This is a genomic window from Microcoleus sp. bin38.metabat.b11b12b14.051 (assembly GCF_013299165.1).
Taxonomy (GTDB): domain Bacteria; phylum Cyanobacteriota; class Cyanobacteriia; order Cyanobacteriales; family Microcoleaceae; genus Microcoleus.
Genome location: NZ_JAAFKD010000006.1, coordinates 31,613 through 51,125, shown reverse-complemented (window position 1 = coordinate 51,125; position 19,513 = coordinate 31,613). Strand labels below are relative to the sequence as shown.

The window sequence follows — 19,513 nt, the reverse complement described above, 5'->3', positions numbered from 1 at the left end:
TAAGATTTTGGCTGGGTGGCAGTCGATCGAGAAAAATGCACATTATTGAAATTCTCAAAGACGATTATCAAAGATTCCCCGAAAATCAGACTTACAGCATTTACGCCAAAGATGTTTATTTTGAAGACCCAGTGAATCGATTTACAGGAGTCGATCGCTACCGCAAAATGATCGGGTTTATGGGGACGTTTTTTCAACAAATTAAAATGGATTTGCACGAGATTTCTCAGTCTGGAGATACTGTACAAACTCGCTGGACTCTGAGTTGGATCGCGCCGCTACCTTGGAAACCCAAAATGGCGATCGCCGGAAGGAGCGAGCTTAAGGTTAACAGCGACGGTTTAATTGTTTCCCACATTGACTACTGGAACTGTTCGCGCCTAGACGTGCTCAAACAGCTTGTCTTCTCAGGAACATAACCGCCTTTAACTAAGCTACCCGCTGTGTGCGCTACAGGCTGCTGCTGCGCGCCCTACAATAACTACCGCCTGCAAATTAATCTTTGTTACATTCCGTTACAATAGAGAAGTAACAAATTTGCAGGCGAGCTAAACAATCAATGCGCTTAATATTAATGACCGGAAAAGGCGGCGTCGGTAAAACCTCCGTAGCAGCGGCTACAGGGCTGCGATGCGCCGAATTGGGATACAAAACCCTAGTGCTGAGCACCGATCCCGCCCACTCCTTGGCCGACAGCTTCGACATGGAACTCGGACACGACCCCCGACTTGTAAAACCCAATTTGTGGGGGGCAGAATTGGACGCCCTCAGGGAGTTAGAAGGCAACTGGGGAGCCGTCAAACGCTATATTAGTGAGGTTTTGAGAGCCCAGGGACTTGAAGGCGTACAAGCTGAAGAATTAGCCATTTTGCCGGGAATGGACGAAATATTCGGTTTGGTACGGATGAAACGGCATTATGACGAGGGAATATATGATGTTTTAATTATCGATTCTGCTCCCACCGGCACAGCATTGCGACTGCTAAGTTTGCCAGAAGTTGGCGGCTGGTACATGAGAAAATTTTACAAGCCTTTGCAAGGCATATCTGTTGCCCTCAGACCTTTAGTTGAACCGTTTTTTCGACCGCTTGCCGGCTTTTCTTTGCCGAACAAAGAGGTGATGGATGCACCTTATGAATTTTACGAACAAATCGAAGCTTTGGAAAAGATTTTAACTGATAATACTGTGACTTCGGTGAGGTTAATTACTAATCCAGAAAAAATGGTAATTAAAGAGTCTTTGCGCGCTCACGCTTATTTGAGTTTGTACAATGTTGCCACAGATTTAATCGTAGCAAATCGAATTATTCCCGAAGAAGTAACCGATCCATTTTTCAAACGCTGGAAAGAGAACCAGCAGGAGTACAAGCAGGAGATTCACGAGAACTTCCGGCCACTTCCAGTGAAAGAAGTTCCGCTTTATTCTGAAGAAATGTGCGGCTTGCCAGCTTTGGAGCGCTTGAAAGAAACGCTTTACAAAGACGAAGATCCGAGCAAGGTTTATTACACAGAAAATACGATTAGAATTGTTCAGGACAACAATCAATATGTTCTAGAACTGTATTTGCCGGGAATTGCTAAGGATCAGATTCAGTTGACCAAAACTGGAGACGAGTTAAATGTTCGGATTGGGAATCACCGCCGGAATATGGTTTTGCCGCAAGCTTTAGCGGCTTTGCAACCTTCGGGCGCGAAGATGGAGGATGATTATTTGAAGATTAAGTTTGCTTGATGCTAAGAAAGCGGACAGGGTTTGTAGTGAGGAATGCTAGTTTTTTCTTGATGGATGAAGAAGGACTAAAGTCCTCACTACGAACCTTTTTCCTCTTCGTATTCTTTTTCTTCTTCTGTGTCAAGAGCGGGCTCTGTGGTTTGTTCGATTTTTCCTGCATTAACCTCAATCTTTTTCTGCTGGCGTTCCGACGCGGCTTTTTGCAGTATTTTCACTTTTTCCGGGTCAGCATTCGATCGCCAAAACAACTTATGACCCTTAATTTTAACGCAATTATCCTCCAGACACTTCACCCATTCTCGATACTTCTTGACAACGGAAGTGTCGAGAATCCCCAACTTTTCCTCTTGGCGAGTGAGTTTTGCGAACTTTTCGTAATGGGGATAACTAGGAGTCACAAAAGCTTCTTTTCTAACTAAAATGGGCGGATTGTATACATCGGAATAGTCTTGATAGCTGACTGAAAGGTCGCTCAAATGTATGTGCATAGCCGTGTGGAGGGCTGGGTGCGGGTTTGTGTCAAAATCGGGATAAAATAAGTAGGAAATCTGAGGTTTGCGAGCGTGAAATTTGATGATTGTGGCGCCGTCTAGCCTGCCAATTGTGCGGTTAGCGCAGCCTTCGTAGAGCCGCAGTAAAGGGTCGAGTTCTTCTAAGAATGATACGTGTACTGAAAGAGAACCCTGCTGTTTGTAGCCGATCGCGCTATCCTCGCAACAATCCGCCACAATATCAGGTTTGCTGAGACTGTATAGCATTAAATCGGCTAAAGTGCAAGCTCTTTGATAGCTGTCAAACAAACCCTTGATGTCGTTGCGGATTTGAGCCGGGAGGCGGCGCATCGAAGGTCGATCGCCCAAACCGTTGAGAGCGAGATATACTAGCAAATCCTGGCGGCGCTTGTCGGCGATTGTTTCCCAATCATCAACATCCGTGGCTTGCAAAATCACCCTCCAAGCTCGATTAAAACTGTGAAATTCCTCTTTAATTGGCAATTCTTCGGCTAATTCGCCCTTCACGGGGAGGCGGCCGCGATCGCTCACAAAAGCCATCAAAGGAGCCAGCATTTCCTGGTAATCCTCAAAGCGCTTGACTTGCGATCGCACTCGGGGAGTCGATAAGCGCGATCGAAACCGAGAAGCCCGAAAACCCTCACCTTCCGCCGCATCCCGAAACACAAAATAGATTCCCAAAGCCACAGGAATCGCATCAACATTCAAAACTTGGTCAATATAAACCTTCAACTCTTCCTGCTCGTAATACTTCTGAAAAGTATTCCGAGAAGTAATCACCCCATCCCCGTAAGCAATTTGACCGCGATCCGGATCGTCAATCAAAACCTGAGCCGCCACCACCAATAAATTCTTAGTTAATTCCCAAGCATTCAGCAAAGCCACTCGGCGTTCCGCCAACGATTCAATCACATTAATTACATAACCAATATTCACAATATCCGCACAAATTTGCGGAGCATCCGGCTGATAGTAAGGGTCCCAACCCGCAGCAGCATAACCCTCTTGGCTAATATATTTAATATCGCCGCCGTAGCCGCAACCGTAATCAAAAAAAGTCATCCCATCCACAAACAAATCCGATTCCAAAACCAGCCGCACAGGTTTAGAAATAGAGTTGCGTACCATCGCAGCTTTGTGACGCTCGATTTTAGGAATTGATAACTCGCTATTTTCCGGTTTCACACGCTCGACAACAGCATGATCGTGGATTTCCACACCGCAATATCCCAAATATTTGATCCAACCGTCGCGAGTGCCGATCGCGCTAGTATTGTCAAGCAGCCCCCATCCTTCCTCGCAGCGAGTCAGTCGAGCAAACTTCTCGTAATTGGGATAATCCGGCGTCACAAAAGTTTCCTTGCGGTGCAAAACCGGGGGATTTTCGCTGTGGCTGTAATCAAAATATTTAACTTCCCCTGTTTCCAGATTAATTTGGATGCTGGTTTGCAAAGCAGGGTGAGCGTCTGTATCGAAATCTGGGTAAGAAAGATAAGATATTTTAGGTTGCTGGAGCGAAAATTTAACTAAAGTTGCTCCATCAATATTTTCGAGCTGGCGCCGCGCACAATTTTCGTAGATTCCGAGGACTGGATTGAGTGCTGGTAAAGCGGAAAGGTGAACGTAAAAAGCCGTCGGTAATTTTTTCCCCACTTTGCTTTTGCGACAGCAGACAGCTACTTTTTCTACTAGATTATCGACACAAACATCATTAATTTCGTCGCACCCAGCCTCACTATCTACTGCGGGTAGAGATTTTGTACCCGAACGGGCATGGTTTTCATGCAGCCAAACTTCCTTAGCAAAAGCGCTCAAAGGCGTTAGCTTTTCTCCATTATTTTCTAATGGCTCGTTATGTGAAATAGTGTTTGTATAGGTATCGTCAGTCATGGCTAAACTAATCGATTTTTTGTATTAACCGCAGATAACACAGAGTCAAGAAACAGATAATTGAGGAAATTTATTTCTTCCTCCGCGCAGGTGGACTTTTTTTGGCTATTTTAATCGCTGACACATCTAAAAACTTCAATATTAACCAAACATTCGAGTTTCCACAAATTCTTGAACTCGGGCTAAATGACTGGACAAACTCACTAATATGTTTTCTACTCCCTCAATAGTTGACACTCCCGAAGCTGCTGTTTTAGATTGAAATCCTCGCGCTTGATGTTCTAATTGTGCCGCTAATTGCGACATCTCAGCAACTCCCACATTCGCCGATGTTCCCTTGAGACGGTGAGCCTGATATTCCACAGCTTGCCAATCTCGAGCTTCTGCTGCTATTTTAGCGGCAGCCACATCAGCTTGCGCGTTTCCCACGAATGCTTGCAAGAGTCGCTCGGGCAATTTAACATTAACTCGTCCGAGTTGCTCTAATCTGTTCTTGTCGAACAGTCCGTCACAGTCTCCGTATTCCCAGGTTTTAAGGGCGATCGCTCTTGGTGCAGGCTCGGCCACAACCTCGGCTTTTTCCACAGCTTCTGTCTGATTTTTTGCTAACTGAGAATTGCGATCGTGGTTTGTCACATTAATATTTTTCACTCCGTAGTTATTTTTAAACTGAAAATTTTTGGATTCATACTTTTTCAGCGCCGCCGCCAAAGCATCTAAATCTACAGGTTTGCTGAGATAATCGTCCATCCCCGCGGCCAGACACTTTTCTCGTTCCCCCGGCATAGCGTGAGCTGTTAAAGCAATTATAAAAGTATGCCGATCGCCTTTTTCGATTTTTCTCAATTTTTGCGCCGTTTCGTAACCGTCAAGTACGGGCATCTGACAGTCCATCAGCACGAGATCGTAGCTTTTTTGTTCCAGCAAGTCCAGGGCTTCTTGACCGTTGGAGGCGCAGTCAGCATCATACCCTAAAACTGCCAACTGTTCGACAATCACTTGTTGGTTGATCGGGTGATCTTCCGCCAGTAAAATTTTTAAGGATGGCGAATTGGCAGTAACGTATTGAGAATTAACTGCCGGTAACTTGCAATTATTACCAGCCTCGAAGCTGCCCAACTCTCCCTTTCCCTTCACCGCAGCCAGCAAAGCCTCGTGCAGGCGGTGCGGCCGCACGGGTTCGATTAAATAGCTGGTAAAACCTTGACAGCAAAGGGCTTCAGCTTTCGGCTGTTCGCGCAAAGGAGTCATGGCGATTAACGAGCCAACTCTCAAGCTCGATCGCACTTTTTGGGCAAATTCCTCAGCATCCAAATCCGGCATTTGCAAGTCTACCAGCACCGCATCGCAGCATTTTTCCCCGTATTCGGAATGCTTGGAAATGCCAATCGCAGCATTGTGCAACCAAGTCAAAGCAGCAGCCACAGTTTCTGCTTCGTAGCAGCGGGCGCCCCAACTTTGAGCGAGCGATCGTACCGCCGCCCTTTTCAAAGCGCTTCCCGAGACAACTAACAGCTTCTTCCCCGCAATTTCTAGCGATTTCGGCTCAACTTCCAACTGTTTTTCTAAAGGTACAGCAAACCAAAAAGTAGAGCCGCTCCTTAGCAGACTGCGTACTCCTATCGAACCTCCCATCATCTCAACTAACTGCTTGCAAATAGCCAAACCCAAACCCGTGCCGCCGTAGGGTCTAGTAGGAGAATCGTCTACTTGAGAAAAAGATTCAAACAGCTTTGTCTGCCCTTCCGGTGAAATTCCAATACCAGTATCCCGCACTGAAAATAATAAACTTTCTCCTAATTTGCCGTCTGCCGATCGGTTGCCGCGTTTGACAGTCACGTGAACTAAAATTTGACCGCTATCGGTAAATTTGATGGCATTTCCAGTCAAGTTAAGCAAAATTTGCTTCAACCTGCCCGAGTCGCCCACCAAGTTTCTCGGCACCGAACTGTCAATTAAAAAATCCAATTCGAGATTTTTTTGCTCTGCCAAAGGCGCCACCATTTCTATGACTGATTCTAGGCAGGTATCCAAATCAAAATTTGCTTTTTCCAGCCGCATTTCTCCCGCTTCAATTTTAGAGAAATCGAGGATATCATTAATCACAATCAGCAAATGTTCGGCACTGCGGTAAATAGTCTGAGCGCACTCGCGCTGTTTTGGTTCCAAAGGAGCGCGCAGCAACAATTGAGCCATCCCCAGAACCCCATTCATCGGAGTCCGAATTTCGTGACTCATGTTCGCCAAAAATTGTGACTTAACCTGGCTGGCTTTCAGGGCAGTTTCCCGGGCTTCCACCAACTCATTAATCTTGTCCGCTACCATGACAATTCCGCCCACTTTCCCCTCAGGATTGTACCAAGGGTGAGCGGCCCAGCGCAAAAACAAAACTGAGCCATCTGCTCGTTCCCAAGCATCTTCGCTCACAGAAATTACCTCACCTTTTAACACCTTTTCATACATCATTTTCCAGCGAGTTGGCGTATCTGGAAACAATTCGTAATGACTGAGATTGGTCAGGGACTGCCACTCCAAATTAAATTGAGTCAGCCATTTGTGAGAGTTAGCTAAATAGCGCATTTCTGTATCAAACATTGCCATGGCTACTGGCACGCAGGTAACAATTTGTTTCAGTTGTTGCCGTTCTCTTTCTAGAGCATCTTCGGCCTGTTTGCGTTCAGTAATATCGCTAATCATGCCGGCCATCCGCACCGCTTGTCCTTGGGAATTTCGCTGAGCTTTTCCCTGGGAAGTGCAGTAACGGTAAGCACCGGATGAGTGCAGCAGGCGGAATTCTACATTGTAGTCGATTTGTCGATCGAGGTGGCTAGCGATCGCCCGGATGATGCCGTCCTTGTCATCGGGGTGCAGGCGGCTGTAGAGAGCATCCATAGTGCAGCCAAATTGATCTCGCGGCAAACCGATGATTTCCAAAAGGCGATCGTTCCAATAAACATCATTTTCAATTAAATCCCAATCCCAAATTCCGTCATTAACTCCCTCTAAAACTAACCTGTAGCGTTCCTCGCTTTCCTTAAGTTGTTGGCTGGTATGAAACGCCTGACTTTCGGCGCGATAAACGCGAAGGGCATTGAACAAACTGCGGGACAAACTCTCAGGAGACAGCTTATTTTTAGCGATATAATCAGAAGCTCCCGCCTTCATCAATTCCACAGCAATTTCTTCGTCGCCTTGACCTGTGAGCACAATTAACGGAACTTTGAGCCCGGCTTCCCGCACATTTCGCACCAAAGTCAGTCCGTCTCCGTCCGGTAAGCCGTAGTCAAGGAATACACAGTCAAATTTGCAATCAAATATCTGATTTGATTGCTGCGAATTTTCTGGCCCATCGACCTCGCTTAAATTTTGAAATTTCTCTTGTTTTGAGAGTTGCGCCGCCGCGGTATATTTTTTGCTGACTGATAGTTTTGCCAGGGCGTCAGCGCAGTCTTCGGCTTCTGTAAATTCAACCGAAACTCCTGCGGATTTTAGCGCCCGTTTGACCAACATCCGATCTACTTCATCGTCATCAACGATGAGAATTTTAGTAAGTTTGTCCATAACAACTCGATTGTAGATTAATCTGCCAAATTTGGAGTATACAAAAAGAAATTAAAAGCCATTAATCGCTGATTAATTACAACATCAACATGAATAAATTTTCTGTTATATTTTCCCCGAGCTAGGGAATTTCGCTCAGCATCCAGTATCTGTTGAGAGTACCCATAACTTCCACAAAGTTAGAAAAAGTAACTGGCTTGAGAATATAACCGGCAACATTTAAATTATAAGCTTCTACCTTATCTCTATCTTCGTTAGAAGTTGTAAGTACGATCACTGGAATCGACCTCAAACTTTGATCTAGCCGCAATTCTCGCAGAAACTCGATGCCGTTCATTCTGGGCATATTCAAGTCTAGCAAAATCAACCGGCGCGCTTGAGGCATTGCAGGCTCGGTTTTGCTTTCTCCGCGCAATATAGCTAGAGCTTCTAATCCGTTTGAAGCCATGTAGAGCGGATTGACGATGTTATTTTTTTTGAACGCTCGCCGGACGTTCATCACATCAACCTCATCATCTTCTACCAAGAGGATATGAATTTTTTTCTCTTCCATAAATCAGCCATTTTACAGATGTTTTTTAACCGCGAGTCTGTATGCGCCAGGTTCAGGTAGCACCGATCGCGAACCCAGCAGGTCTAACTCTATTGTGCTTTGCAAAGAATCATTTATGCCTCAGCCGGTGGCAGTATATATCTCTGGGCGTAGTCGCCAACGGCGCAGCGTAGAGCCAATAATACCATTTTTCTAAAGTAGTGTTATACAATCACCCCCCCAACCCCCCCGATGCTTTGGGGGGGCTAAGAGTTCATCTTTAGCAAATCTTTATAAAATTGGTATAACTGAGAAATCAGAGCCTTTTGATCAAATAATCCAACTGCTTTTCGAGACTCCAGCTCCTATGCAATCAGCGATTGCCGATCGTCAAATCACCACTGGAAAATCGCCAACGGTGTGGGCTGAGTAAAAAAAGGCTGCAACGGTCAGCTCGCGCTCAAAACCCATACAGCATCGGTCATTCCCAATTCTTCAATGTCAAAAATCGAATCTCAAACAGTCAAGGCAACATCAAGCTAAAGTAAAATCTAAAACTCATCTACATTATTAATCGCCATGTCAGCCGATCGCAAACTCTACGAAGGCAAAGCCAAAATCCTCTACTCCACCGAAGAGGGCGAAATTTTGCTGACCCACTTCAAAGACGACGCCACCGCCTTTAACGCCCAGAAACGCGGCAGCATCACCGGCAAAGGCGAAATCAACAATGCCATATCCGCCCACCTGTTTCGGATGCTAGAAGCCAAAGGCATTCCCACCCACTTCATTGACACGCCCGCCCCCAATCAAATGCGAGTTTGCCGCGTCCGCATATTGCCCTTAGAAGTCGTCGTCAGAAACATTGCCGCCGGCAGTCTGTGCAAGCAAACCGGACTCGCCCTCGGCACAATTATCAATCCGCCGCTGGTGGAGTTTTATTACAAAAACGACGATTTGGGAGACCCGCTGCTCACCGAAGGCCGGTTGCTGTTAATGCAGCTAGCCACGCCAGAACAAGTACACCAACTAGAAATCGCCGCCCGCGAAATTAACGAAATACTCAAAGAATTCTTCAGCCAGTGCGGTATCACCCTGGTAGACTTCAAACTAGAATTCGGCATCGACCAACATCAAAATCTGATTCTGGCCGACGAAATCAGTCCCGACACTTGCCGCCTCTGGGACAACGCCGAAACTGATCCCGACGCCCGTGTGATGGACAAAGACCGATTCCGCCGCGACTTGGGATCGGTAGAAACCGCTTACCAGCAAGTTCTCCAGCGGGTTCTAGCTCAGAAAGTCTAGAGCACTTAGCAATGCGCTACAATTGCACAGTTTGTAACCCTTCTGCCTTGGATGTCAGCAATCAGCGGTGAACAGTCATCAATTAGCGGTCAGTCGATTTGAGATTTGAGATTTACTTGACAGATGAATCTGGGAGGTTGAACTCTTAGTCTAAAATTTGGGGAGCACCACGACAGCCCTGCGGGGGTAGATAACTGGCTTGTATCCCTCTTGACGTGCAGTCAGTGCGAAATTCAACCGACTAAATCACTAATGACTGATAACGTTTGAGTCATTTTGAGTCATAACGTTCGCTCTTCGAGGACAGCACTAATGACTGATTAACGTTCGCTCTTCGAGGACAGCACTGATGACTGATGACTAATGACTGATGACTAATGACTGATGACTGATGACTAATGACTAATGACTGATGACTGATGACTAAATAATGTCGTGTGTGTGATTGCCCAAAAGAGTGAACAAAAATGCGCTTATCTGCTGTATTGGTGGCAGTTTTTACTGTCTCAGCAACATTCGGACTATCAAATTCGGCAAGTGGTCAAACATCCTACTCTGAATCAACAGAGGAAGCTTTGGCAGCCGTTCCTTCCGCCCCGTCGATCGAATTACCCGATCGCCCCGTCCCAGAATTAACCGAAAATTCTCCTCAAAACCGCACAGAAGCTAACAGCAGCCCAGCGGCAGCCCTAAAAATAGCCACTGCCCCTGGCAGAGGAGAAAACGATCGCGAACCCCCAAACCGAGTCACAGACCCGGCAACCCCGGTTTCGCCCGCCCAGGTGCAACTCAAACCCGAGATTGAATCGAATCGAATCCCCTATAGCAGTAAAAACGCCCTACCAGAGGCACAACTGGCTAGCCCTCTCCCCCCCTCCCAGACCGCTGTTTCGCCTACCTGGGTGGCAGTAGAGCCTCGGAAACAGGACGAATCAGGGGCAATGGCCCAAAACCTCCAAGTTTCTCCCATATCTGCCCCGGACGCATCAGGGGCGATCGCTCAAAACGCCCAAATTCCCCCCAGACCAGCCCCGGCTAGACCAGCCCCGACCAGACCGCCAGCTAACACCGTTCCCCCATTGCCCTCGGGCCCAGCAGCACCGCAGCCGAGACAAACCCCAGCACCAGCCGGGGCGGCAGAACCGCAGGTGCTAGTTGCCGAAGTCAGCATCACCGGGGCGACGGGAGACCTGCAAAACGAGATTTACCGAGTCATCAGCACCCAACCGGGACGCACCACCAACCGCAGCCAACTGCAACAAGACATCAACGCCATTTTTGCCACGGGCTTCTTCAGAAACGTGCGCGCAGTACCGGAAGACACCCCCTTAGGCGTCCGGGTGACTTTTATCGTGCAGCCAAATCCGGTGCTGCGGGGAGTGAAAATCACCGGCCAGCAAGTGCTGCCCCAAAGCATAATTGACGACAGCTTCCGCGATCAGTACGGCAAAATTCTCAACCTCCGCCGCTTTGAGGAGGGAGTGAAAAAAATTAATGCGTGGTATCAAGACAACGGCTATGTTTTGGGTCAAATCACTGATGCGCCGCAAGTCGCAGATGACGGCACAGTAACGCTGGTAGTGGCAGAAGGCCAGATCGAATCTGTTGATGTTCGTTTCCTGAACAAGGAAGGAGAACCCACGGATGCCACCGGTCAGCCGATCGGCGGCAACACTAGGCGCTATGTCATCACCCGCGAAGTACAACTGAAGCCCGGAGACATCTTTAACCGCACCAAGGCGGAAAGAGATTTGAGACGGGTATTTGGTTTGGGGATTTTTGAAGACGTGCGGCTGGGCTTGGAACCGGGAGCGACTGACCCCCGCAAGGCAAGGGTAGTTGTCAACGTCATTGAGAAAAATACTGGTTCTCTGGCGGCGGGTGCGGGTTTGAGCTCGGCAACGGGTTTGTTCGGTACCCTGAGTTACCAGCAGCAAAACTTGTTCGGTAGAAACCAAAAATTGGGGGCTGAAGTACAAATCGGGGAACGCCAAACGCTGTTTGACCTGAGTTTTACTGACCCTTGGATTGCGGGCGATCCTTACCGCACTTCTTATACGGTGAATGCCTTTAGCAGGCGATCGATCAGCGTGATTTTTGACGGTGGCGAACGGGAAGTTTATCTGCCAAATGGCGATCGACCTCGCATCGTCCGCACCGGCGCCGGCATCAATTTTACCCGTCCCCTGTCGCGCAATCCTTTTGCCGATGCTGAGTGGACTGCTTCCGTCGGCTTGCAGTTCCAACGAGTCTCAACTACCGATCGCAAAGGCCGGCGCGTAGCTGAGGACGAACTCGGCAACCAGTTAACTTTTAGCAATTCTGGCAACGACGACTTGACAACACTGCAAGCAGGTGTTGTGCGCGATCGACGCAACGACCCCGTGCGCCCCACTAGCGGTTCCCTGCTCAGATTTGGCATGGAACAATCGATTCCTGTCGGTTCCGGTAACATTCTGTTCAACCGCCTGCGCGCCAATTACAACTTTTACCTACCAGTCAAGTACACCAACTTTACCCCCGGCCCCCAAACCTTGGCTTTTAGTTTTAAAGCCGGCACCATATTCGGCGATTTGCCTCCCTACGAAGCTTTTGCGTTGGGTGGCGCCAACTCGGTGCGCGGATACAACGAAGGCGATGTCGGAGCAGGCCGCAGCTTCCTAGAAGGCAGCGTTGAGTACCGTTTCCCGATTATTTCCTTTATCGGCGGAGCGCTCTTTTTGGATGCCGGCACCGACTTGGGCACCGGCAAGGATGTCCCGGGCGACCCAGCGGGCATCCGCAGAAAGCCCGGTAGCGGTTACGGCTACGGCCTCGGCGTCCGGATTCAATCTCCCTTGGGCCCGATCCGCATCGATTACGGTATCAACGACAGCGGCAGCAATCAAATTCACTTTGGGATTGGCGAGCGATTCTAATTAGGGAATAGGGCATCGGGCATCGGGCATCGGGAATGGGGCATTGAACTGGTTCCCCGGCTCTGCCTGGGAACCGATGTAAGCGAGGCTCTGCCTCGCGTGGCTAGAAGACTCTGACGCTCTTGCGGTTGCTAGAATCGTAGAGTACGCATTACCACCAGCCCAAGATGAGTCCATTTTTTCCGATATTGCAATTTACTCAAATGCTGTTAGCAGAAACTAGCTCTTGTCATACTGTCGGACCGTCGGAGTTGATCGCGATCATTGCTCTAATGGGGGGACTTTTAACCTTTGCTGCTACAGCTAGTGTGCCATCTATGTCAATTATGATACCCGCCGCAGTAGTAAAGGTTCTAGGAGGTCTTGCAATTGGAGCTAGCATCACCTCGATAATAGTGCCATTCCAGTCATTTTTAGATATCGCGGCTGTGGCGGCTGTAGTCGAGGGCATTAAGCACATCTTAGGATGTAGTTAAGGAGTTAACTACGCTTAACTTCCTTCTTCCTTTTTCCCTTGGCTACGCGAGGCAGAGCCGACCGATCGGCGTTACCAGGCAGAGCCTGGTAACGAGTAGAATGCCCAATGCCCAATGCCCCATGCCCAATGCCCCATGCCCAATGCCCAATGCCCCATGCCCCATGACTATTCACACCCTAAAATCTGAATTTGAACTATCAGGAATCGGTTTGCACAGCGGCGAACAAACTCGCGTTCGAGTCCTGCCCGCTGCGGTTGGGGAAGGCCGCTATTTTGTCAGAACTGACTTGCCCGGTGCTCCGATAATTCCGGCAAAAATTGAGGCGGTTTCTCAGACGGCACTTTCGACTGAGCTCGCAGGTATCGATGCTCAAATTCGCACTGTAGAGCATCTGTTAGCCGCTTTGGCAGGTATGGGAGCGGATAATGCTCGAATTGAGGTTGATGGGCCGGAAGTGCCACTGCTGGACGGTTCGGCTCGGGTTTGGGTAGAGGCGATCGCCCATACCGGCTTAATTTCTCAAGAAGGCGAGGCAGACTCCGATCCGTCATTCGTTGTGGCTGAGCCTGTGTGGGTGCGTCACGGGGATGCTTTTGTCGCGGCTTTACCGTCAGCGGAAACTCGGTTTAGCTACGGAATTGATTTTGAAGAACAGGCGATCGGCAATCAATGGTACAGTTGGTCGCCAGAGGCTGAAAGTTTTGCGATGGCGATCGCCCCAGCCCGCACTTTTGGACTTGCCCGCCAAGTTGACCAATTGCGACAAGCAGGTTTGATCAAAGGTGGTACCCTAGAGAACGCCCTGGTTTGCGATCGCTCCGGCTGGCTCAACCCGCCTTTGAGATTTGCTAACGAACCCGTGCGCCATAAAATCTTAGACTTAGCAGGCGACCTCAGTCTGCTGGGAACTTGGCCAAAAGCTCACTACTTGGCCTACAAAGCCAGTCATAACCTGCACGTCCAACTTGCCTTAGCGCTGAACTCCCAAGCTGGAGTCGCGAAGCAGACAAGTTAGAACAGGTTCGGGCCAATTTACAGTTATAGTTTGCAGTTACAATTCACAACCCAAGACGCCATCCCTTGCGCCTTGCGTTTAGATAGCAACAGCCAAGGTGGTTAGGAAGTTCTTAATTACTCAAACCATTGCAGTGGATTGTTTCTCTGGTGACGATAACTAAAGCCTTCCTTCTTCCTTCTTCCTTCTTCCTTCTTCCTTCTTCCTTCTGTAATACCACACTCAAAAGTCTTCAAGCAATGTCCACGCTGACAGAAGTTAACACGCTCAATACTGCTAATTCAGAATTCGTTCCCACCGACAACGGTGAGGATTCTCCAGCGGTTAAATCTACTTTTACTCTCGAAGAAATTCAGAAATTGTTGCCTCACCGCTATCCTTTTGCACTGGTAGACAAAATCATTGACTACGTGCCGTCGCAGAAGGCTGTAGGAATTAAAAATGTGACTTTCAACGAACCGCATTTTCAAGGTCATTTTCCCGGAAGACCGATTATGCCTGGGGTCTTAATTGTGGAAGCGATGGCTCAAGTTGGCGGTATTGTTCTGGCTCAGTTGCCCGACATCGAGCAAGGATTGTGGATGTTTACCGGCATTGATAAAGTCAAGTTCCGCCGTCAAGTTGTACCGGGAGATCAGTTGCTGATGACTGTTGAATTGCTGTGGGTAAAACGCCGCCGCTTCGGAAAAATGCAGGCGATCGCCGAAGTGGACGGACAAAAAGTTTGTGAAGGAGAACTGACGTTTTCGATGGTAGATTAGATTTACTAATAAGGAATGGAGAATGGGGAATTGGCAATGGAAATTGGTAATGGTAATGAGAATAGATAATTGGTAAGAGCTCACAACTAATAACTGTTTGGTGAAGCAAAATTGCAAATTATCAATTATTAATTATAAATTATCAATGACTAATTACCATCTAAGTAAATCCACCTAATTAAACAACGTAAAATACTGGTCGCTAAAAAGCTTGCTGTGTATATCTTCTTCCTTCTTCCTTCTTCCTTCTTCCTTCTTCCTTCTACTTAAAAACTGACAAATGCTTACTTTGATTCACCCAACTGCTGTGATTCATCCCCGCGCCGAACTGCACCCGACTGTAGAAGTGGGCGCTTATGCTGTAATTGGGGAAAGAGTGAAAATCGGGCCGGAGACTAAGATTGGCGCCCATGCAATTATCGACGGACTAACAGAAATAGGCGCTCGCAATCAAATTTTCCCTGGTGCGGCGATTGGTTTGGAACCTCAAGATTTGAAATATGAGGGTTCTCCAACTAGGGTAACAATTGGCGACAATAATGTGATTCGGGAATATGTGACAATCAACCGCGCTACAGGAGCGGGGGAAAGCACCACACTCGGCAATCATAATATGTTGATGGCTTACGTTCATGTGGGTCATAATTGCGATATTGCCGATCGAGTAATCATCGCCAACGCCGTAGCCCTAGCCGGACACGTCAAAATTGAGTCGCAAGCCAGACTCAGCGGGGTTTTGGGCGTTCACCAGTTTGTCCACATCGGCCGCTTATCCATGATCGGTGGCTTGAGCAGGATCGATCGAGATGTGCCTCCCTATATGCTAATCGAAGGGAATCCTTCGCGAGTGCGAGCTATCAACAAAATAGGCCTCGAACGCGCGGGTTTAACCCCAGAAGATTTGCTAATTTTAAAGAAAACTTTTCGGATTTTATACCATTCCGGCTACACTCTCAATGAAGCTTTGGAACAGTTGGACTTGTTACCAGAAAATCACCACTTGCAGCACCTGCGGAGATTTGTGCAGCAGTCTGTAACCAAAGGGCGGCGCGGTTTGATTCCTGGTAAGAAATAATACCAATTATGAAAATCATGCAAGAGTATTTGTAGGGTGTGTCGCCCTGAAAAATCTCTAAGTAAATATCGAAAATCTTATAGAACCCATTTGACATCTTTAAGTTTTTGGGTTGGGTGACGAGAAATATAGAGAGAAACCGGTTTCTGAGATTTACGCAAGGGGCGAGAAACCGGGTTTCTACGAGTTTTTGGGTTGGGTGACGAGAAATATACAGAGAAACCCGGTTTCTGAGATTTACGCAAAATAGATCTCAAATGGGTTCTATAGCGACGCACCTGATACTTCGGCCCCGTGGAAGCAAGCAAAATTTTGTTTTGTAGCAATATTTTTTATAATGAGACCTCTTGCACTCATTCGGTTTCTGCTCTTGAAATTATCTGCGTCGATCTGCGTTAATCTGCCTGAAATCTGCGGTTGACTGGCTCTATCAAAGATTTAGGCAATCTTGTCGAATCACTATGGCACTGTGCTAATATGCCATATCAATACGATGCTGTGACTGAATTGCTCCAACAAATCTCACCTGTTTAAAGTCAGAGTTTAATTAACAACAAATATGAAAATTTTTATCAGCACTGGGGAGGTTTCAGGCGATTTGCAAGGAGCTTTGTTAGTCGCTGCATTGAAACGTCATGCTGTCGCCGCTGGTTTGGAGTTAGAAATAACCGCATTGGGTGGCCCTCGCATGGCAGAAGCTGGTGCTACTATTTTAGGCGATACTGTGGGTATTGGTTCTATGGGCATTATCGAATCAGTGCCGTATATTTTGCCCACGATCAAAGTTCAGCAAAAAGCTAAAGAATACTTGAAAAACTTCCGTCCAGATGCTGTTGTATTGATTGATTATTTGACTCCCAATCTCGGTATTGGTAGCTACATTCGCCGCTATTTGCCCGGTTTACCTGTGGTTTGGTACATCGCACCTCAAGAATGGGTTTGCTCGATTTCTCCTCGGAATACTGAGCTAATTGTCAGGATTGCTGATCGCATTTTGGCGATTTTCCCCGAGGAAGCTCGTTATTATGGCGCACAAGGATCTCAAGTGAGCTGGGTTGGTCATCCTTTGGTGGATAGAATGCAATCTGCGCCCAGTCGGTTCGAGGCTCGCAAAACTTTGGGAATTGAGCCGGAACAGGTGTCAATCGCGCTAATTCCCGCCTCTAGAAAGCAAGAACTTAAGTACCTGATGCCGGTGATATTTGAGGCAGCTCGAATTATTCAAGCTAAAATGCCGGAGGTTCATTTCTGGATTCCGCTTTCTCAAGCCGCTTTTCGCAGCAAAATCGCAGCAGCGATCGATAATTACGGTTTGCGGGCTACTTTGTTGGAAAATCAAAATCTGGAAATCTTGGCGGCTGCGGATCTGGCGATCGCCAAATCTGGTACTGTTAATTTGGAATTAGCTTTGCTCGACGTTCCGCAAGTTGTCGCCTACCGCGTCAGTCGGATTACGGCGATGATTGCTCGCCACGTGCTGAAATTGTCGATTCCTTTTATCTCTCCCCCCAATTTGGTGCAAATGAAGCCGATCGTCCCGGAGTTGCTGCAAGATGAGGCTACTGCGGCAAATCTAGTTTTCCACGCCCTAGAATTACTGCAAAATGCCGATCGACGCCAGCAAACCTTAGCGGATTATCGGGAAATGCGCGAAAGTCTCGGAGATGTCGGTGTGTGCGATCGCGCGGCGGCAGAAATAATGAAAAATGTTAAATTAAATACAGCTTCTTAAAGCAATTTTAGTATTAAAATATTATGCCAAGCTATCGGATAAAGCGACCGATCGCTGTTGATTTATTTGCAGGTGCAGGCGGAATGACCCTGGGCTTTGAACAAGCAGGTTTTGATGTACTTGCGTCAGTCGAAATTGACCCAATTCACTGCGCTACCCACGAGTTTAACTTCCCGCTGTGTTCTATATTGTGCAAAGATGTCGCAGAACTCACGGGATCGGAAATTAGGAAAAAATCTGCGATCGGGCGGCGCGAAATCGACGTGGTAATCAGCGGTTCGCCCTGTCAAGGATTCTCGCTGATGGGGAAGCGCGATGTGGACGATCCGCGAAATTCTCTAATTTTTCACTTTCAGCGCTTGGTTTTAGAGTTAAAACCCAAGTTTTTTGTCATGGAAAACGTGCCGGGAATTGTGGCGGGCGAACACAAAGAACTCCTGAATCTTTTAATTAGCTCTTTTCTGGAAGCAGGGTATCAAGTAGAAGAAAACTATCAAGTTCTCAACGCCGCTCATTACGGAGTACCGCAAGCTCGCAAACGATTGTTTCTGATTGGCTCAAAAAAAGGCTACGATCTGCCTAAATACCCTCAGCAAACTACTTTTTTACCTAAAAAGAAACTTCCTAAACGCTATAAAAAAGTTAATTTACCTGCGGTTCCGACAGTATTGGATGCGATCGGAGATTTGCCGGAAGTAGAACAGTATAGCGAGTTGCTGCACCGAGATTGGGTAATGGCAGAGTACGGAAACTGCCACAGCGATTACGCGAGTTTTTTGCGCGGATTCGATGATTTTGAAAATGATTATAGTTACGATCGCCAGTACGATCGACAAATCCTCTCATCTAGCCGGCGCACCAAACATTCTGTAGAATGTATGGAAAGATTTGCAGCAGCAGCCTACGGCGAAAAAGAGCCGATCAGCCGTTTTTACAAGCTGCACCCAGACGGAGTTTGCAACACTCTCAGGGCTGGAACCGACAGGGCGAGAGGCGCTTATACTTCGCCAAGGCCAATTCACCCGATCGCCCCTCGGTGCATTACAGTCAGGGAAGCTGCGCGGCTGCATTCCTATCCTGACTGGTTTAGATTTCACGTCACAAAATGGCACGGTTTTCGCCAAGTCGGAAATTCTGTACCGCCGTTGCTGGCGAAAGCTGTAGCAGCGCAGATTATTAGCGCTTTGGGTGTGAAAGTAACCAAGCCGAGTGTCAAACTTCCAGGTGGAGATGAATCGCTGCTTAAACTAAATTGGTCGGAAGCGGAACAATATTATCTACAAGGTTCGTAGTGAGGACTTTAGTCCGCCAAAAACGCAGGACTAAAGTCCTCACTACAAACCCTTTTCCTGGTTCGTAGTGAGGACTTTAGTCCGCCAAAAACCCAGGACTAAAGTCCTCACTACAAACCCTTTTCCTGGTTCGTAGTGAGGACTTTAGTCCGCCAAAAACCCAGGACTAAAGTCCTCACTACAAACCCTTTTTCTGGTTCGTAGTGAGGACTTTAGTCCGCCAAAAACCCAGGACTAAAGTCCTCACTACAAACCCTTTTTCTGGTTCGTAATGAGGACTTTAGTCCACCAAAAACCCAGGACTAAAGTCCTCACTACAAACCCTTTTTCTGGTTCGTAATGAGGACTTTAGTCCACCAAAAACCCAGGACTAAAGTCCTCACTACAAACCCTTTTCCTGGTTCGTAGTGAGGACTTTAGTCCGCCAAAAACCCAGGACTAAAGTCCTCACTACAAACCCTTTTCCTGGTTCGTAGTGAGGACTTTAGTCCGCCAAAAACCCAGGACTAAAGTCCTCACTACAAACCCTTTTTCTGGTTCGTAGTGAGGACTTTAGTCCGCCAAAAACCCAGGACTTTAGGAATAAAAATTTAATAACTTACACTTTTATTCTTGTGGGATGGGCGTCTCGCCCGTCCCGAAAGGGCGGGCGGGACACCCCACAAACTTGTGTAAATTATTTAATTCGCGATCCTTAGTCCTCACT

13 protein-coding genes are annotated in these 19,513 nt (G+C 47.6%); 9 read left to right on the top strand and 4 right to left on the bottom strand.

The window, feature by feature from the left end:
* Window positions 1-35 precede the first annotated feature (35 nt).
* Both QZW47_RS08950 and QZW47_RS08945 read left to right on the top strand, forming a co-directional pair.
* A complete protein-coding gene (locus QZW47_RS08950) occupies window positions 36-419 on the top strand; it encodes a DUF2358 domain-containing protein (protein WP_293126473.1) in 384 nt (127 codons plus the stop codon).
* A 140-nt stretch (window positions 420-559) separates the two neighbouring features.
* Window positions 560-1,732: a TRC40/GET3/ArsA family transport-energizing ATPase gene (locus QZW47_RS08945; RefSeq protein ID WP_293126232.1), complete on the top strand. Its 1,173-nt coding sequence runs from the start codon at window positions 560-562 to the stop codon at window positions 1,730-1,732.
* A gap of 77 nt (window positions 1,733-1,809) precedes the next feature.
* Here QZW47_RS08945 and QZW47_RS08940 read toward each other — a convergent pair whose 3' ends face one another.
* The 3 genes from QZW47_RS08940 to QZW47_RS08930 form a co-directional block, all read right to left on the bottom strand.
* Window positions 1,810-4,134 (bottom strand): DNA phosphorothioation-associated putative methyltransferase, encoded by a 2,325-nt coding sequence (locus tag QZW47_RS08940; protein WP_293126230.1) that lies wholly within the window; start codon window positions 4,132-4,134, stop codon window positions 1,810-1,812.
* Between the two features lie 141 nt (window positions 4,135-4,275).
* On the bottom strand, window positions 4,276-7,695 hold the full coding sequence (locus tag QZW47_RS08935; protein ID WP_293126228.1) for a response regulator: 3,420 nt from the start codon (window positions 7,693-7,695) through the stop codon (window positions 4,276-4,278).
* A gap of 121 nt (window positions 7,696-7,816) precedes the next feature.
* The gene (locus QZW47_RS08930) at window positions 7,817-8,248 is read right to left on the bottom strand and encodes a response regulator (protein ID WP_293126226.1); all 432 of its coding nucleotides are present in this window, start codon (window positions 8,246-8,248) and stop codon (window positions 7,817-7,819) included.
* Between the two features lie 558 nt (window positions 8,249-8,806).
* Here QZW47_RS08930 and purC point away from each other — a divergent pair.
* Entirely contained in the window at window positions 8,807-9,535 is a 729-nt protein-coding gene (gene purC, locus QZW47_RS08925; protein ID WP_293126224.1) for a phosphoribosylaminoimidazolesuccinocarboxamide synthase, read from the top strand.
* Window positions 9,536-10,002: 467 nt separating this feature from the next.
* On the top strand, window positions 10,003-12,453 hold the full coding sequence (locus QZW47_RS08920) for a BamA/TamA family outer membrane protein (protein ID WP_293126222.1): 2,451 nt from the start codon (window positions 10,003-10,005) through the stop codon (window positions 12,451-12,453).
* A 480-nt stretch (window positions 12,454-12,933) separates the two neighbouring features.
* Here QZW47_RS08920 and QZW47_RS08915 read toward each other — a convergent pair whose 3' ends face one another.
* On the bottom strand, window positions 12,934-13,104 hold the full coding sequence (locus QZW47_RS08915) for a hypothetical protein (RefSeq protein WP_293126220.1): 171 nt from the start codon (window positions 13,102-13,104) through the stop codon (window positions 12,934-12,936).
* Between QZW47_RS08915 and lpxC the strand changes: the two genes are divergently transcribed.
* The 5 genes from lpxC to QZW47_RS08890 all read left to right on the top strand — a co-directional run bounded on the left by lpxC (window position 13,093) and on the right by QZW47_RS08890 (window position 18,807).
* A complete protein-coding gene (lpxC, locus tag QZW47_RS08910) occupies window positions 13,093-13,947 on the top strand; it encodes a UDP-3-O-acyl-N-acetylglucosamine deacetylase (RefSeq protein WP_293126218.1) in 855 nt (284 codons plus the stop codon). The genes QZW47_RS08915 and lpxC overlap by 12 nt on opposite strands.
* A 239-nt stretch (window positions 13,948-14,186) precedes the next feature.
* Window positions 14,187-14,708 (top strand): 3-hydroxyacyl-ACP dehydratase FabZ, encoded by a 522-nt coding sequence (gene fabZ, locus QZW47_RS08905; protein ID WP_293126216.1) that lies wholly within the window; start codon window positions 14,187-14,189, stop codon window positions 14,706-14,708.
* Between the two features lie 280 nt (window positions 14,709-14,988).
* The gene (gene lpxA, locus QZW47_RS08900; protein WP_293126214.1) at window positions 14,989-15,783 is read left to right on the top strand and encodes an acyl-ACP--UDP-N-acetylglucosamine O-acyltransferase; all 795 of its coding nucleotides are present in this window, start codon (window positions 14,989-14,991) and stop codon (window positions 15,781-15,783) included.
* Between the two features lie 559 nt (window positions 15,784-16,342).
* Window positions 16,343-17,515, top strand: a complete 1,173-nt coding sequence (gene lpxB / locus QZW47_RS08895; protein ID WP_293126212.1) for a lipid-A-disaccharide synthase — start codon at window positions 16,343-16,345, stop codon at window positions 17,513-17,515.
* A gap of 23 nt (window positions 17,516-17,538) precedes the next feature.
* Window positions 17,539-18,807, top strand: coding sequence for a DNA cytosine methyltransferase (locus tag QZW47_RS08890; protein WP_293126210.1), 1,269 nt, complete (start codon window positions 17,539-17,541; stop codon window positions 18,805-18,807).
* The last annotated feature ends 706 nt before the right edge of the window (window positions 18,808-19,513 follow it).